The following is a 16,744-nucleotide window of genomic DNA, read 5'->3' on the forward strand; positions in this document are numbered from 1 at the left end:
ATAAGAAATGTGTAAATTGGGTTTTCCTACTTTACATTTGTTGAAATGTTCTAAAGGAATAAGATGAGTTCTACTTTTGACATAATTATTTACGACATGATACCATTCATCTGGCTTTCGTTGGCTATACTAACCATTTGGTTCAGCACCGCGCTTTTTAAGGATTTTTCAAAACACAAAAACAACCTTGAAAATGTCAGTTGGATAAAAACGGGACTAATTGGGTTTGTGGTCAATTTTTTTGATGTTTTGGGTATTGGCGCTTTTGCACCGCAAACAGCTTTGTTGAAATTTACCAAACAAACAGAAGACCGTGTTTTGCCTGGTACACTCAACGTGGCCAATACAGTACCTGTGCTTATCCAAGCCCTTATTTTCATAACGGTTATTGAAGTTGAACCCACTACTCTAATATTGATGTTGCTCTCGGCAGCTGCGGGGGCAATATTGGGTGCGGGTGTAGTGTCAAGAATGTCTGAAAAGAGAATTCGCATTGTGATGGGCTTTGCTTTATTGATTACTGCTGGATTTATGTTTGCGGGAAAGATGCAATGGATTCAAGGAGGCGGCACGGCCATTGGCCTAAGCGGAATTAAACTGACCATTGCGGTGGCCGTTAATTTCCTTTTGGGCGCATTGATGACCGCGGGTATCGGTCTCTACGCCCCATGTATGGCGATGGTCTTTGCCTTGGGGTTATCGCCTCAAGTTGCCTTTCCAATCATGATGGGTTCTTGTGCTTTTTTGATGCCTCCTGCTTCTATCCAATTTATTAGGAAAGGTGCCTATAATCGAAAAGCGGCCGTGGCGATGGCAATTCCCGGTATTATAGCGGTGTTGATTGCCGCCTTGATTGTTAAATCTTTACCCTTAGATACGCTCCGTTGGTTGGTCATTTTGGTTATTGTTTATACTTCAGTGGTAATGCTTAGGTCAGCGTATGCAAGATAGCGCATTTACTTACACTACTCCGTCTCCACCGACCATCTTTACAGCTAACAAAATAGCCAGTCTGTGAGGAAACCGACCACGGTAAAGACTGGGTCGCCGGAGCGGGCACTAACTGATGTTCGTCACTCGGCACAGCCGAGCGACAACGGAGAATTTTAGTTACTTTTTAGTTTGTATAAATACAATTGGCTGGGGCTAGGCCAGGGTTTTTCTATGGCGCGGTCACGGTTGCGCTTAATGGTTTCCCATTTCAAAATATATCGGCTTCCCTTATTTTCATTATCTGAATCACCCATATCTTCTGAGATCTGAATCAGCAACCCTGGGAAAACACCTTCCAGTTTTTGAGCAACTTCAAGAGGCGGAGCTTTCAATACTTTCCCAATGTTTTCAAATTTACTGTTCAGCAAAATGGTGCCGTTTCCGTATTTAATGTGCCAATAATCAACTTCGTACTTCCCCTCTTGTCTTTTCCGAAAGCCTTTTAACAAAATTTCGCTGTTTATACTGCCATTTCCTGAGAAAAACCAGCGATAGTCCCAATTGGTGATTTGTTTGTATGTCCAACTTTTGTCCTGAATATGAGCTGAATACAACTGCGTATTTCCATTTTTGTCAAATTTATGATACACAAAAACAGGGTTGTTTTTTTCATCCAGAACCAATTTGGCTGCTAGATTAATAATACCTCCTTCCACAGGAATTGGGTCAACAATGAGTGATTTTTGGCCGAGTGTTGCTGGCAGTTGTATTGGTTTTCCAAAAGCATCGAACCAGTTTTTTAGGTCTGGGCTTTTCATGTACGAAAGGTCGTGGTTGGTCGAGCAGTCGGGTGTATCGCGCCAAACCCAGTACATGTGGTACCAACCGTCCCGCATCAAAGTGGGTTGGGTTTGGTAAGCATTCATCAAGCCCTGCCCGTCGGTCAAAGGTGTATCGAGCAAGCGTCTCCATTTTTTGGTGCTGGTATCGTATGCATTATAAATCTCGTTTCCGTTGCCACTCCCACCATCACGGTAATGGTAGAGAAGTTCACCTTCTTTTGTGCGCATAAAATGTGGATAGGTGGTACGTTTTTCTGCCGTTCCCACCATCTCAAAAATTTGTTCGAGTGTCGAAATGTCATTGGGCTTTCTACTTCTGAAATAGGTGAGTGGGTTTACATGTACATTACCCGACAGATGAATAAAGCCCTCTTTGTCGATACCGAGGGTTACAAAATTATGACTGTCCCACTCTAACACAGTGCTTGTACCTTGCGCTGTTTGGCGGGTAGTGGCTGGAAGAATGTGCAGTTGAAATTCAGGTTCATCCAGATTTCTTTGCCCCACTACCATATTTCGGTTCGCATTGTAATAGGCAATATACTGGCGGTTGCGGTGGGTGTACAAACAGAAACCAACAGGGTGGCCTGCCCACACGCTATCTATTTTGATGGTCTGAATGATAGTCACAGTTTTGCCAGATTCGTCGATGGTTTGTGCAAAACCCACCAAAGTAATTAAGAAGAGCGAACCGAAAAGTTGTAGTTTCATATTTGTTTTTTTGTAAATCAATCTAAAAACAAGCCTATCTTTTTGGGTGTCACCACCTCAAAGGTAGCATCAGGACAGGGATTTCTACTCCGTGGTCTGTGTCTCCAAAGACCTTCATTTCAGCTAACAAAAAAGCCAGTCTGTGAGGACAAAGACCACGGTAAAGTTTACACTTCTTTTCAGGAAATATCTGTTACAAATTATCCTTCCAAAACTTTTCCATCGAGCGTCTCATGTGCAACGTGGTATTTTCACGCTGATTGATGCTGTGGTCGCGCATGGGATAGCACAACATGCTGAAAAGCTTGTTGTGCTTGATTAATTCATTGACCAGTAATTCAAAGTTTTGATAATGCACATTGTCGTCGGCGGTGCCGTGTATAATCATCAAATTTCCTTTTAGTTTGCTGGCGTGCGTCACAGGAGAGCCTTCTCGGTAGCCTTCCACATTGTCGGAAGGTAAGCCCATGTATCTTTCCTGGTAAATGTTATCATACAGGGTTTGATGTGCCACAAAAGAAACCGCAATGCCCGTTTTATAGACATCGGAATGGCGAAACATACAATGAAGCGACATTTGCCCGCCGCCACTCCACCCCCAAATACCAATGCGTTTGGCATCTACAAATGGATACATTGTTATGATTTTTTTGGCCGCTTTGGCTTGGTCATCGGCGGCCAAAAGGCCAATTTGTCGGTAAATACACTTTCTAAAATCACGACCTCTTGGCACTTTGGTTCCTCGGTTGTCGACGCTCATCACTACATAGCCTTGATTGGCGAGATATTGGTGCCAAAAATTATCACCCGTTCCCCAATTGTCTTGCACAGTTGAACCAGCAGGCTCGCCATAAACATGAAAAATAACGGGGTATTTTTTCTTTGGATCGAAAGACTTAGGTTTAATAATCCAAGCGTCCAAAATCACATCACCAATATCCACCTTAAAAAATTCTTTGGGACGCAGCGCCAGTTCCTTCATTTTGGTTCTTAAGTCCGCATTGTCTTGCAATAGCTTGATTTCTGTGTGGGTATTAAGATTGATAAGCGAAATTCTTCGCGGTGTGGTCGCATTTTCAAACGTATGAATGGCATATTGGGCATCGTCAGAAATCTGATAGCTATGCTGACCCACCAAGTTTTTGGGAGAAACTCGTTCTGCTTCGCCTTTTCCGTCTATTCTGCTGCGATACAGGTAGCGTTGGGTAAAGTTTTCGGGTGAGGCGATGTAATAAACGTATCCTCCCTTGGGATCAATGCAGTTGATATTCACTACGTCAAAATTCCCCTTGGTGATTAGGCTTGATTGTTTGCCATCTCTCGACACTTTGTAGAGGTGTAGCCAACCATCTTTTTCGCTTGTCCACGTAAAGAATTGATTGTTTTCCAGCCAAACAATGTTGTCGTGTAAATCCAAATACGCCTCGTCTTTATCGGTCAGAATGGTATTCAAAGCCATCGTTTTGGTATTTCCAATCCAGACGGTATTGGTGTTTTGCAGACGGTTCAATTGCTGAATCATCACTTCGTCGGATGCTGGAATAAATTCCATGCGTGCCAAGTAGTTATTTGTTGGGTCGCCGGGTACATTAAACCACTTGGTTTCACCCCCTGAGGCTGAAATCACTCCTACTTTTACGGCAGAATTGGCCGTTCCTACTTTGGGATAAGGCAACGGAATGGGTTTTGAATAAATAGAGTCCACATTGTTAATCATGTAAAAAGTACCCACGTTTTTGGTGTCCGACTGCCAGTAGGCTATAGTCTTTCCGTCGGGACTCCACCTAAAACCGTCTCGGCAATCGAGTTCTTCTTCATAGACCCAGTCAAAAGTACCATTGATGATATTGCCGCCGCCGTCGGCTGTCAATTTTGTGATTTTACCCGAAGTGAGGTCTTCTACATAAATATTGAGTTTGCTTACGTAGGCAGCCCGTGTGCCATCGGGCGAGAATTTAGCAAACATCAGCGTAGCTTCTTCCAATCCTTTGCCAAGTTGGCTCAGTTTGTTGGTTTGGAGGTCTAAAACCCAGTAATCTCCCCTCGAATTTTGTCGCCAAACTTTGCGTGTATTGGTAAAAATCAAGAGTTTGGTGTTGTCTTCTGACCAAATATAATTGGCGATTGCCAAAGGGGTGGATGTACCCGTGGGAGTGAGTTGGGCTGCACTCACGAGGGTCTTTTTTGCCCCCGAATTTACCTCGTATCTCACTATTTCATTTCCGTTGGTGGATGCGTTATTTTCAATTGTTGAATAGCCCGCATTGTCTTTCATCCATCGGATGGCGCCAAATCCTTTGGCACTGTACAAGTTATTTTTGTAGATGTCTTCCAAGGTTAGCACTTTGGTATTTTTTTGACCAATTGTGCTGTTATTCAACAAAATAACTAAAAAAAAGAATAGCCAAAGAGATAAGTTCTTACTCATTTTAGTACTGTAAAAATGTTAAAAAGAAGGAAACAATCTCAAATTACAAAATTCACTCAACAACATATACTTCACCTTTCACGGTTTTGATTTCGATGATTCCATTGGGTAATTTTTGAAATGCTACCGTTTTACCATTTTGGGTAGCAACCCTTACATTCGGCAAGGCTTCTAATCGGCAGATTCCACCTGCTTTTGACTTGATTCTCAATTGGGTAAGTTGCTTATTTTTCCAAACATAATCCAACTCAAAAGCCCCTCTGGCGCATACGCCTTTGAACGCTCCTGAACTCCAATCGTCGGGCAAGGCGGGTAGTAATTTGATAAAACCATCGTGCGATTGCATCAACATTTCAGTGATGGCGGCCGTCACTCCAAATGTGCCATCCACCTGTGGGGCTCTTCCACACAAAGCAAACAGCGACGAGCAACTTTGTTCTCTGATGAAGCCTTTGTAAATCTTATTGGCCCTGTTGCCATCGCCCAGTCTTGCCCACAGCGCCATTTTCCATGCTCTGGACCAACCTGTGGAAGCATCACCACGCTCTTCCAATACTTTTTTATAGGCTTCTATCAGCGCGGGAGTTCTTTTTTCGTACAATACCTTCCCTGGATATAGGCCATACATGTGCGAAAAATGTCGGTGATTTTTTTCCAACGATTTCCAGTCGTCTGCCCATTCCTGCAACGAACCATCCTTGCCAATTTGGGGCGGCACTAATTTTTCTCTTGCGGCTTTCATCTGCTGAACAAAAGCGCCATTGTCGCCCAAAATGGCAGAAGCCTCTACGAAATAGCCGAACAAATCATCGAGAATTTGCATGTCTATCGAAGAGCCTGCGCATATCGTTGTGCCTTCCCTAAAACTCGCCGTTACTTCATCAAAATAAGGCTTGTTACCACCTCCATCGGGGAAGTTTTCGGGCGAGGTAGAAGGATTGGTTACCAGCCATTTGCCATTGGGATGGGGCTTTAAGAAGTCCATAAAAAACTGCACCGAACCTTTCATCAATGGATAAGTCTCTTTGAGAAAAGCCGCATCCATCGTGTATTGATAATGCTCCCAAAGGTGGGTGCAGAGCCAAGCACCGCCTACGGTAAATGTCCCCCAAGTAGGACCATCCATGGGGGCGGCTACACGCCATAAGTCTGTATTCTGATGAAAAACCCAGCCTTTTGCGCCATAATGCTCACGGGCCACTTGTGAACCTTGGTCGGTTAGTTCTTTGATGAAGCGAACCAATGGCTCCGCACATTCCGAAAGGTTACTACTTTCCACAGGCCAATAATTCATTTGTGTATTGATATTGGTCGTGTATTTTGAATCCCAAGAAGGGTTCATGTCGTCATTCCAAATGCCCTGTAAATTAGCGGGTTCGGTGCCAGGCCGAGAAGACGCAATCATCAAATACCGGCCAAAATTATAACTTAATGCCGACAGTGAGGGGTCAGGATTCGTTTGTATTTTCTGAATTCGTTCGGGTAAAGGAAGAAAGGAGTTTTCAGTGATTGGCAATTGGAGAGAAACTCGGTCAAAATATTGTTTATAATCGGCCAAAGCCGCCTCAAAAATGGCGGTATATGATTTGCCCTTTATCTTTGTAAAATAATCCTCTACCCTTTGGTGTGGGTTGGCACTCACGTCTTTGTAATTCACAAAATTGGTAGCTGCTGCAAAATACAAGGTAACAGCATTGGCATTTTCGATGATTAAATCCACCCCATCCGTTTTCATAGTTCCTCCTTCGGGAACTGCCTTTATACGGGCTTCATATTTTAGTTTGCCTGCCACACCCATATAATCAGCCGATTTTCCAGTCAAAATCAAGCCGTCGGAGCCATAGGGATCCATTCTGAAATAGTCGGTGGCGTAATTGGAATGGGCTTGGTTTCTTACACCTCTGAGATTTGCTTTGAAAGAAATACTACTTGATTTATCGGCCGTTAATCGAATCACAATTACTTGGTCGGGGGCGGAGGCAAACACCTCTCGTTGGTAGGTGATGCCGTTTGATTTGTACGAAACCGAGGTAATTCCACTTTCTAAGTTAAGCCATCGTTTGTACTCAGAAGTTGAATCTTGGTTTTTGAAAAACAAATGGAGATTGGCAAGACTTTGGTATTTCTGTTGCTCGACAGGATAACCCATCAAATTTCTCCCGAATAGATTATGAGCCGCCAAATATTTTTCTTCAAATACCAGTTTTTGGATTTCTGGTAATACTTTATAACCGCCTTTTACAACTGTAGAATAGGGGCTGCCCGACCAATAGGTTTCTTCGTTGAGTTGAATCCGTTCTTCTCCACTTCGCCCAAAAACCATCGCCCCCAACCTTCCATTACCCACAGGCAGGGCTTCGTCCCATTTTTTGGCTGGTGTATTGTACCAACTTACCGTAGATGGGTTAAATGCCTTTGCATTGATTTTAATGGCAAAATCATCGTGCTGCGCATTGGAATAAACCACTGACAACAAGGTAATTGATAAGAATAAAAGTGTGTTTAATTTCATGCAATTTTGCAGCTTAATTACTTTCAAGCTAAACAAAAAAAGGCCAATCTCCTGCTCCAATACTATAACTCCCTGATTTTAATGCTTCTAAAATGGACTTCATCGCCGTGGTCCTGCAAAAGAATATGCCCTGCTACTGCCTGCGCAAAATTCGGGTAGGTGTTGTATTTACTTTTGGCCACTAGATTGCGAAAAATCTGCGAATAGCGGTCGTATTCTACCATTTTGAGGTTATTGAGCCAATGCTCGACGTGCCCAGCCCTTACTACCAACCGCAATTTGTTCCATTTTCCGGGCGGATTCATCCGTTTTGCGGTACTGCCTTCCGACAAATTTTCGGCCGTGATAAGGTCATACAACGAAGCCGTGGTACGGTTGCCACCCACCCCTGCTTTGGCATCAGGATGCTCTTTGTCGTCGAGGATTTGAAACTCAGGCCCTAGGCCTGTGCCCGCTCTTTTTTTGCGGTCTTCTACCACAAAATATTTCAACCCACTGTTGGCCCCCGTCGTGAGTTTAAAATCCATTTCGAGTTCAAAGTTTGAAAATTCTTTGTCGGTAATAATATCGCCGCTTTTGACCAGCGTATCTTTTTTAGTGCCAAGCACTTTCAAAACTCCATCTTGAATAGCCCAACCCACCGCTGGAAACTTATCGTCGTTGGCCAATCGCCAACCCTCGGTGGTTTTGCCATCCCAAAGCAACCGCCAACCTTTTCTTTTTTCATTTTCCGACAGCTGGTTAAGCAAATAGCTGATTTCAGGTGCTTCTTCGCCTCCTTTAAAAATAACCTCTTTCAGATTATCCGTCGCAATTCTGATGTTTTTCCATTGAACCGTCAGCCCTACCTGCTCTTCTTTCTTGATTTGATGCACCTGCAATGCAATAAATCCGCGAGCGGTTTGAGGGTCGAGAAGATTGGTACATGGAATACCATTTATCCAGGTTTTAAGGCTATTGCCGATGGCTTCGATGTGGTATTTATTCCATTGGCCCAATTTAAAAGCCTTTTGACCTTTGGGATTTACTGACAAGGGATACAGCCAACCGTTGCGTCCTTCGTCGAAAATCCCTCCCGACCAAGCCCGGTCGCCAGGGTCGATTTCGACCTGATAGCCATGTACTTTTCCAGCCATAACGGCAGGGTCGCTGATGCTTCTGATCTGAATGCCAGAGTTCAGGCCTGCCTCTACTTTTACGTCAAGTTCCAACACAAAATCCCCATAAGTAGCTTCGGTGCACAAAAACGAATTGGGCGTATTGAGTTGAGAAACCCCGACAATCGTATTGTTGACGATTTTGTATTCGGCGTTTCCATTCCGTTTTACCCAACCTTTCAAATCTTTTCCGTTAAAAAGGTCTTTCCATTGGGCTTGGACAGAAGCGTTGACAGAAAGAAGGGCTATTAAACCAATTGAAAAAATAGATTTCATCGTAATTTTTGGGAAAAAGGTGGGTATGGTCAAAAGCGTTAAAAAAAGAGAAGAAAAACGGATTCTTCTTCTCTTTTCATTTCAGGTAAAGTGTTTTTTCTTTAAAATTTATGCTATTTCTTGCGTTTTTTTTCACGCTCGCTTCCAGCTTAATATCCTTCATTTTGCTTGAGTGCAGGAAACGACAAATCAATTTCACTTTGCGGAATCGGTCGTAAGTTGTGTTTGGCCGCAATCGACTGTCCTTTCACCCAAGGGTTATATTTTTTGACGCGTTCCACCAATTTACCAGTACGTTTCAAATCAAACCATCGGCTGTATTCTCCCATCAATTCTCTGGCTCTTTCGTCCAAAATCAAGTCAATTGAGATATTGGCGGCGGTGGCTCGGTAGGAGGCAGTCGCCAATGATTTTTGATTTTCAGGGGCGGCGGCACATTTGGGGTCGGTTCCCTTTTTGGTCCCCAAGGCACGGTCCAACACTTTGTTGTAATAGACCTCTGCACCGCCCAATTTACCATTTTTTGCTCCTTTGACAATCGCCTCTGCTGCAATCAGATAAGCCTCTGCTGCTCTGAACACACATTCATTAAACGTTCCAAAAGCATCACCGTAAGGAATGCCCGGCTGCCAAAATTTCCACATCAACGGCGGCTGAATGTTCAGGCCCGAATTGTCAATGGGGTACCCACCGCCGTATTCATCGGCATTTACGACCGCATAGTTTTTCTTGCCACCTAAGTCCACGCCTCTTTCGGCCAAGGTAGTGGCAGGTTTATTCCAAGGTCTGGCAAACATCACAGTATCGCCCACGTTGAAGTTTATTCTCAAAGAGGGGTTGCTCAATGGTAGCGGTCTGTAATCTTTTACCGCGGTAAGAGCATATCCAACACTTACAAAATTGTGTGCATAACGAGTATCATTGTCTGGATCAAAAAAACGGTAGCCTGCAGGTGTAACCTGATGTATGCCCAAACATCGGTTATAGTCACTTGTTCGACCTTTGGTACCGACAAACCCCTCGCCACTTGGCCCAAATTTAGAATGCAAGTCATTGCCACCGGCAGGGTCTTGTGTAAAAGCCGCATCTGTTTTATTGGTTAGTACTTCTGAGTTGTACTGAACCGCAAATATAATTTCGGGATTTTTATCATTTTGAGCCCCCGTGTATTGGGTCAGGGGGTTGTTTGAACGTTTAGGAAACAAATCACTATAGTTGGCCGCCAACGGATAGGCATCTATTACTTTATCGGCGTATTGAAGTGCCATGTCAAAGTCGGCTGTTGTTCCGCCTAAAGCGTTGTTGAAGTTCCAGCCTCTTGTCAAATACACTCGCGACAATAAAAACTGCGCTGCTCCTTTGGTAATACGGCCATAATTGGTGGCGGTAACGGGCAATTTTGCTTCACAATCCAACAAATCTGCGATAATTTGTTTATAAACATCTGCCGAGGGCGCTCTTGGAAAATCCTTGCTAGGTGAAGTGATTTCTGCCAGTGGCATAGGAATATCGCCCCATTGCTGCACGGCATAAAACAGACATAATGCCCGTAAAAACTTTGCTTCCGACACCCTGGCATCTTTCAATGCCGGTGCCATTGTGGTAATATCATTGGCGCGAGTGATGGCCGAATTGGTTCTGGCAATTTCGGCATACAGCAACTGCCAAAGGCGTTGAATATCCGCCAAGTTAGCGTTAAATTCAGCGTTATAGACGTCAAATAAACTCGGAACATTCTCTTTTCCAGTAACTGCCGAAGGATTCCAGCCGCTTTGCGCGGTAAAAATATCGGTTCCCTGCAACACCAAGATCCTGTTTTGGTGGATGTTTCTCAAAAGAGGATAACACGCCCGAACCAAATCTTCAAACCCCGCTTCGGTTTTAAAATAAACGTCGGTAGTGAGGGTGGTAACGGGCTTTTCAACCAAAAAGTCTTTTTCACAACCCGTAGCAAAAACGCCCATAAAAGCGATTGCCACCGATGTTAGTCGTAATTTATAGTGAAATTTCATTGTTTTTCTGATTAAAGGAAAGGTTAGAAACTGATGTTTACGCCAAAAGAATACGTCGCCGACGGCACGTCATCCTGAAAAATAGCGGAATTGAATTCGGGGTCAAAACCCGTAAAGTTGCTGAACACAAACGGATTCAACACTTGCAGATAGAGCCGTGCATTCGACATTTTTACCTTATTTAGCGCCCGGTTGCCCAAGGTGTAGCCCAAGGTAATATCAGAGATTCTTAAGAAGCTAGCATCTTGGTAAAAAATGGCATTGCGATAGGGATTCGCGGCAACGGTACCGAAAAAAGTATTGGAAGGATTATCGCTTCTCCAATAATCTAAGCCCGCCAATTTGTTGTATCTCGTACTGCCAATCTCGCCAAAGGTCCCTGCCAGGGTATTGTTTCTGTATTGTACCCCATTGCGGTAATAAGTAAAGAACGAGAAATCAACATTCTTGTACTTAAAGCGATTGGTGATACCCAAAATCCAATTGGGAAGCTGCGTACCGAGATACATCCTGTCATCAATAGCATCGGTTGAAGAAATCTGCCCGTCATTGTTTTGATCCACCACTCGCACAGAGCCGGGCACCTGCTTATATTTTGTAGCCAAGTCTTTGTCGGCGGTTTGCCAAATGCCGTCAAATTTAAAATCAAAATTGGCTCTTATGGGATAACCCACAAAAAGGTTGTTTCCTTTGTCAACCGTCTGACCATTACCGTATAATTCAAGCAATTTGTTTTGGTTTCTGGTAAAGGCAAAGGTAGTATTCCAATTAAAATTCTGTTTTGATATGTTCACCGTATTGAGCGTTAACTCCACACCTTTGTTCTCAATTTTACCCACGTTGGCTATTACTTGGGTGAAACCCGTTGTCGTGGGGAGTTTTTGGTTCAAAATCAAATCATCCGTTTTGCGGTTGTAGATTTCAAGCGATGCCGCAATTCGGTTTTTAAAGAATCCAAAATCAATCCCTAAGTTTAACTCTTTGCTTCGCTCCCATCGCAAATCTTTATTGGCCAAATTTAATGGAGCAAAGCCATAAGCCGCAGTACCGTCAAAATCATAGCCAGTGTTTAACAAACCAGCCTGTGTACTGTATGGATTGACGGTGGAGTTGCCTACCTGACCGTAACTAAGGCGCAGTTTTAGGTTTGAAAACACATTTAGATTATTGATAAATTGTTCATCGCCCAATCGCCACGCAAAAGCCACCGAAGGGAAAAACGCCCATTTGTTACCTTCCGCAAGTTGCGAAGCACCGTCCGAACGACCCGTGAGGGTCAATAAATATTTATCATTGTAGGAATAATTGATTCTTCCCATGTACGATAAAATAGAGCGCTCAACGAGCGAACTGTTAATGCCAGAAATGGTTGCTGCGGTATTCAAGGCATACCAATCTGAAGCGTACGGCAGGTCTCGTACCGCGATAGAATAGGCCTCATTTCTCTGATAAAAAGCACTTTGCAGCGCCGTAGCCGTAATTTTGTGCTTTCCTAAGTCTATGTTATAATTGAGAATATTGTCAATGGTATAATTCCCGATGGTACGGTTGTCGTACTGCGCTCTTGGTTTTGCCCCAATCTGCGATTTTGACCACTGACCTCTAAAATCACCCAAACGTTGTGAAGTGTAAGAAGCCGAAAGAGATGACCGAAACGTGAGTCTTTTAAGTATGGTTACTTCCCCGTATGCATTGGCCATGGCGTTCATGGTGGTGGTCTGTAATTTAGACGTTTTGGGGTCAATATCAAGCAATGGGTTTCCTACTTGCTTGTCGTTGATTCCCATCCAAAAAGCGTAGCCATCAATATTCAAATCGCCATTTTCTGACGGATTGGCAAGGTCTGAATAATAAACAGTGCCCGTAGGTCTGGCACGATAGGCATTTCTCAGCGATTCGCCCGAGCCTACATTTTGGTCGCTGTAGGTCAAATAGGAAGTAAACCCTACTTTAAAGCGTTCTCCCAATTTGCTATCCAGTCCAGCGTTTAGGTTATACCTTTTAAATCCTGTATATAGCACGTTGCCATCTTCGTTCAAAAAGCCACCCGAAAAGCGGTAGGTTGTTTTCTCACTCCCCCCCGAGACGCTGATGTTATGACTCATCTGAATGCCTGGAGCGGTAACCAAATCAACCCAATCCGTTGTTTTGCCAGCATTAATATTGGCGGTTTCGGCAGCGGTAAACGTTGCCCCTGTTGCCCCTTCCAACACTCTATCAGTAAAGGTCACTTTATAAAACTCCTCAGTATTCATCAACCGCGGCACGTGAGCGGGTGTTTTGATTCCTACGTAGCTATCATAACTCACCCTTGGCTTACCAGAAAGTCCTTTTTTGGTGGTAATGATAATCACTCCATTAGCACCCCGCGCCCCGTAAATAGCTGTCGAGGAAGCATCTTTCAAGACATCCATTGATTGGATATCGTTGGGATTCAGGTTGTTGATATCACCTCCCATTAGGCCGTCAATGACCACCAAAGGCTCGGTAGAGTTGTTGACCGTATTTTCTCCTCTGATAGTAATGCTATAACCTGCGCCCGGCTTATTGCTTGATTTAGTGACGGTTGCACCCGCCACTTGGCCTTGAATGGCTCTTGCCGCCACCACGGGATTGGCCCTAACAATGTCTTTTGTTTGTACCGACGCTACGGCTCCTGTTAGGTCTGTTTTTTTAATTTCACCATAACCTACCACCACAACTTCATTTAGGGCCATGTCGTCGGCTTTTAGCGATACATTCAGCGTGGTTCGGGTGCCTACCAAAATTTCCTGTTTTACGTACCCAATAAAACTAAAAATCAATACACTGTTATCGTCGGCTACCTCCAAGCGAAAGCTCCCGTTTTCATCAGTAGCGGTTCCGCGCTGGGTTCCTTTAATGACCACGTTTACCCCCGGCAGGCGCTCGCCTGACGCACTCGTTACCACTCCCGTTACCATTTTTTCAATGGTCTGATTGACGGGGAGGGAATTACTTAAAGTTGAAAGTTGAGCCACAAGGTTTGATGGGCGCTCCACAACCGATGCCCCCACGGGTGACAAGGTTTCTTGTAATACCGCTTTGGGATTCGCTTTTGCAGAAACAATGACGAAGGTATCTTTACTCACCTTTTTTAAACGTAAACCCAATGGGCGCAGCATCTGCGATAAATTCCGCTCCACATTGTTATTGCTGCTCAACTGCCCCGTAGGGATAGAAATACCGTCAACGATTTTTTCTTCAAAAAGAATGTCGATTCCGTGCTGTTTTTTAAATTGCATCAGGGCATCCCTTAACGAAACTTTTCCTGCCGGTTTTTGCGGTTCCAATCGCGGTGTTGCCTGTTGGTTAAAGGCCAATAGTTGGGCCGAAAGCCGTGGTGCGGTGAGTAGCCATAAGACTACTCCTACCAAATAAACGGGAATACGGATAGGTCGAATCATTATCAATAGGGGTTTAATTTTCAATAAGTTAAGGTATAGGTTTGGGTAGCACCCGAAGGAGATTCGTTACGGATAATTCTTACTTCTAGCATTTCGGCCAAGACCTGTAAAAAAGCATCGGCTGTTTCGGCTTTAAACGTCCCACCGATGGTTCGTTTGGCCAATGTTGAATCTGCAATCACAATTTGGCCCCCAAATCGTTCGGTCAGTTGGTAGGCTATTTCAGAAATTGAGGTATTTTCAAACATAAAACGGTGTTCTTTCCAACCCAAATGAGGCGCAAGCGACTGATCGCGGCGCAACGTGAGACGCCCCTTTGAAGAAATCGTAACCACATCGCCCGAGGTAATAATCAGGGGTTTCGTTTCCTTGGTTTTCAGGGAGCGCAACTGTACTTTGCCTTCGTTAAGTACCACCTTACTTCCCCTTGAACGGCTGTAAACCATAAATTCCGTTCCCAAAACCTGCACTTCCAGTTGATCGGGGGTGCGGACAATAAATTGGGCGTGATTGGGTAAATGCTTCACCGAAAATTCCGCTTCTCCCTTCAAAAAAACTTCCCTCGACGTTTCCCCAAATCCAAACCGTGGTACTTTAAGGGACGAATTAGCGTTTAGAGTCACACGACTGTCGTCGGGCAATTGAAGCGTCATAAGCTCACCGTTGGTGGTTTCGTACTGTTGAAAAAGAATCGCGTCCCGAAAAACATAGGTGCATATCCCCGTCAATAGCAATACGGAAGCGGCTATTCCTAAAAAGAAATTGAGGCGACGAGAAAACGGGCGCACCACCGCCATTTTAGGATTTTCAGCCTCGGCCTGATTTGACAATTGAAAAAAAGCCGCCTCGGCATCCACAATCAATTGCGGATTTTGTCGCTCCCACTCCTCCAACCACTGAAAATAGAGCTCCTGATGACTCGGCTCCATCAACCATTCTTCAATCAATGATTTCTGCAAAGGTGTCGCTCGGCCTTCAAATAAGGCCAAAATGGCAGGTTTAAATATATTCTGGCTCATGCTTGTGGGTAAATTACGACCATTGTGAGAGAAAAAAGAACATAACGCCTTTGTTCTGAGCCCATAAGTCGCTCATTATGAACAAGAAAAGCAACCCATAATTTCGTAGGGATTGCCGCAACAAAGAGAGGACTTTTGTAATGTGTCCTTCCACTGTTTTCGTAGAAAGGTGCAGTTCTTCGGCAATAGCCGCATTTTTCTTGCCTTCAAACCTACTCATCACAAATACCTTTTGACTTTGTGGAGAGGTAGAACGAAGAATTTCTTCGATTTTTATGTACAATTCATTGTATTGAAGGATTTGTTGAGGCGTAATGGGCTGGGTATCAGAGCTATCGTTTTCTAAATAATCACTGGATTTTTCAATACCTAACTCTGTCCGCAAATACGAGTAAGAAGCGTGTCGAACAGAAGTAAACAAATAGGCTCGGTAGGAAGACGTAACGGTCTGATGCAATTGTTTTTGCCAAAACTGACTGAACACCTCCATCACCAAGTCTTCGGCCACTTCTTTTGAATACACAAACCGAACGGCATGACTGCACAACGGCTGATAGTAGCGCTTAAAAAGCAGTTCGTAACCTTTGGTGGTATCTGCTTCAAAGGCACGTTTTATCCACAATTCAGAATCAACAATTCCAGCGGAATTGTCCTTTAGTTGAGGGGCAAAACGGTTACTCTCGTCCGGTTGATGATATTCCGGCTCATTTGAGTCCATTGAAGGCAAGGGCATAGGGGTAAGGGGATAACAAACGGGTGTTTATCTACTAAGAGTATAAAAACCTTGGTTTACCCTTGCCTATTTTGTGAATATTTTTAAAATAATTCTTTGTATAATGATAATAAGATAAAAAACAGGCTTTACAGCTAATTGGGCGTGATTCCAGCAGGGGCATTGAAGAAGCCCGTAGGTTTGCGGATACTGTATTGACTAAAATCCTGATTGGCGTCCAAGCCTAACCCGTTCATGCGCTCTCCCGATTGTTGATTTTCGATGGTCACCTTTTTATCGGTAAATACTTTCTGCGTTTGTGGATTCCAAGTCAACTCATCCGAAAACAAGCGTTCCTTTTTTTGGGTAACCACCTTGACGTTCCCTTTTACTTTGTATAGGCCAGTTCGGTATTCATAACGACCAGAATCGGATTCCAAGGTGGTGATGACATCACCCGCAGGGCCGTAAAAATCTACAAAAACTTTTTTGGGAAATACTTTATCTTCGGTAGGGAGTTTTATTTGCTTTGCGGTTCTGACCCGCACTTTCAAAAAACCAAGCTCGCTAAACAGTACTTCAATATTTTCGGCTTCTTCGAGCGGGCCGTTGTAAGCGATAAATTTTTTGGAATTTTTGTCTTCCTCGCAGGCACCGAGAAACACCATTGATAAAATAAAGAGAGAGCGCTTTATCAACCTTAGCGTGTAACGAAAA

10 protein-coding genes are annotated in these 16,744 nt (G+C 44.0%); 1 reads left to right on the forward strand and 9 read right to left on the reverse strand.

Annotated elements, in window-relative coordinates:
* The first annotated feature begins 96 nt into the window (after positions 1 to 96).
* Positions 97 to 951, forward strand: coding sequence for a sulfite exporter TauE/SafE family protein (locus NCI00_RS08195; RefSeq protein WP_253526624.1), 855 nt, complete (start codon positions 97 to 99; stop codon positions 949 to 951).
* A gap of 155 nt (positions 952 to 1,106) precedes the next feature.
* Here NCI00_RS08195 and NCI00_RS08200 read toward each other — a convergent pair whose 3' ends face one another.
* The 9 genes from NCI00_RS08200 to lptC all read right to left on the reverse strand — a co-directional run bounded on the left by NCI00_RS08200 (position 1,107) and on the right by lptC (position 16,695).
* Entirely contained in the window at positions 1,107 to 2,486 is a 1,380-nt protein-coding gene (locus NCI00_RS08200) for a BNR repeat-containing protein (RefSeq protein ID WP_253526625.1), read from the reverse strand.
* 193 nt (positions 2,487 to 2,679) lie between these two features.
* Positions 2,680 to 4,914 (reverse strand): S9 family peptidase, encoded by a 2,235-nt coding sequence (locus NCI00_RS08205; RefSeq protein ID WP_253526626.1) that lies wholly within the window; start codon positions 4,912 to 4,914, stop codon positions 2,680 to 2,682.
* Positions 4,915 to 4,966: 52 nt separating this feature from the next.
* Positions 4,967 to 7,426, reverse strand: coding sequence for a glycoside hydrolase family 95 protein (locus tag NCI00_RS08210; RefSeq protein ID WP_253526627.1), 2,460 nt, complete (start codon positions 7,424 to 7,426; stop codon positions 4,967 to 4,969).
* A 62-nt stretch (positions 7,427 to 7,488) separates the two neighbouring features.
* Entirely contained in the window at positions 7,489 to 8,859 is a 1,371-nt protein-coding gene (locus NCI00_RS08215) for a 3-keto-disaccharide hydrolase (RefSeq protein ID WP_253526628.1), read from the reverse strand.
* A 149-nt stretch (positions 8,860 to 9,008) separates the two neighbouring features.
* Positions 9,009 to 10,871, reverse strand: coding sequence for a RagB/SusD family nutrient uptake outer membrane protein (locus NCI00_RS08220; protein ID WP_253526629.1), 1,863 nt, complete (start codon positions 10,869 to 10,871; stop codon positions 9,009 to 9,011).
* Between the two features lie 23 nt (positions 10,872 to 10,894).
* Positions 10,895 to 14,296: a SusC/RagA family TonB-linked outer membrane protein gene (locus NCI00_RS08225; RefSeq protein ID WP_253526630.1), complete on the reverse strand. Its 3,402-nt coding sequence runs from the start codon at positions 14,294 to 14,296 to the stop codon at positions 10,895 to 10,897.
* Positions 14,297 to 14,316: 20 nt separating this feature from the next.
* Positions 14,317 to 15,315 (reverse strand): FecR family protein, encoded by a 999-nt coding sequence (locus tag NCI00_RS08230; RefSeq protein ID WP_253526631.1) that lies wholly within the window; start codon positions 15,313 to 15,315, stop codon positions 14,317 to 14,319.
* Between the two features lie 13 nt (positions 15,316 to 15,328).
* On the reverse strand, positions 15,329 to 16,048 hold the full coding sequence (locus tag NCI00_RS08235; RefSeq protein WP_253526633.1) for an RNA polymerase sigma-70 factor: 720 nt from the start codon (positions 16,046 to 16,048) through the stop codon (positions 15,329 to 15,331).
* A 134-nt stretch (positions 16,049 to 16,182) separates the two neighbouring features.
* Complete coding sequence (gene lptC, locus NCI00_RS08240; protein WP_253526635.1) at positions 16,183 to 16,695, reverse strand: LPS export ABC transporter periplasmic protein LptC; 513 nt, start codon at positions 16,693 to 16,695, stop codon at positions 16,183 to 16,185.
* Positions 16,696 to 16,744: the final 49 nt, after the last annotated feature.

The sequence above is a fragment of the Runella salmonicolor genome, from assembly GCF_024158025.1.
Classification (GTDB): Bacteria; Bacteroidota; Bacteroidia; order Cytophagales; family Spirosomataceae; genus Runella; species Runella salmonicolor.

Coding starts and splice junctions, on each gene's coding strand:
- NCI00_RS08225 (WP_253526630.1), bottom strand. CDS start 14,296: ATGATTCGACCTATCCGTATTCCCGTTTATTTGGTAGGAGTAGTCTTA.
- NCI00_RS08220 (WP_253526629.1), bottom strand. CDS start 10,871: ATGAAATTTCACTATAAATTACGACTAACATCGGTGGCAATCGCTTTT.
- NCI00_RS08195 (WP_253526624.1), top strand. CDS start 97: ATGATACCATTCATCTGGCTTTCGTTGGCTATACTAACCATTTGGTTC.
- NCI00_RS08210 (WP_253526627.1), bottom strand. CDS start 7,426: ATGAAATTAAACACACTTTTATTCTTATCAATTACCTTGTTGTCAGTG.
- lptC (WP_253526635.1), bottom strand. CDS start 16,695: ATGGTGTTTCTCGGTGCCTGCGAGGAAGACAAAAATTCCAAAAAATTT.
- NCI00_RS08235 (WP_253526633.1), bottom strand. CDS start 16,048: ATGCCCTTGCCTTCAATGGACTCAAATGAGCCGGAATATCATCAACCG.
- NCI00_RS08230 (WP_253526631.1), bottom strand. CDS start 15,315: ATGAGCCAGAATATATTTAAACCTGCCATTTTGGCCTTATTTGAAGGC.
- NCI00_RS08200 (WP_253526625.1), bottom strand. CDS start 2,486: ATGAAACTACAACTTTTCGGTTCGCTCTTCTTAATTACTTTGGTGGGT.
- NCI00_RS08215 (WP_253526628.1), bottom strand. CDS start 8,859: ATGAAATCTATTTTTTCAATTGGTTTAATAGCCCTTCTTTCTGTCAAC.
- NCI00_RS08205 (WP_253526626.1), bottom strand. CDS start 4,914: ATGAGTAAGAACTTATCTCTTTGGCTATTCTTTTTTTTAGTTATTTTG.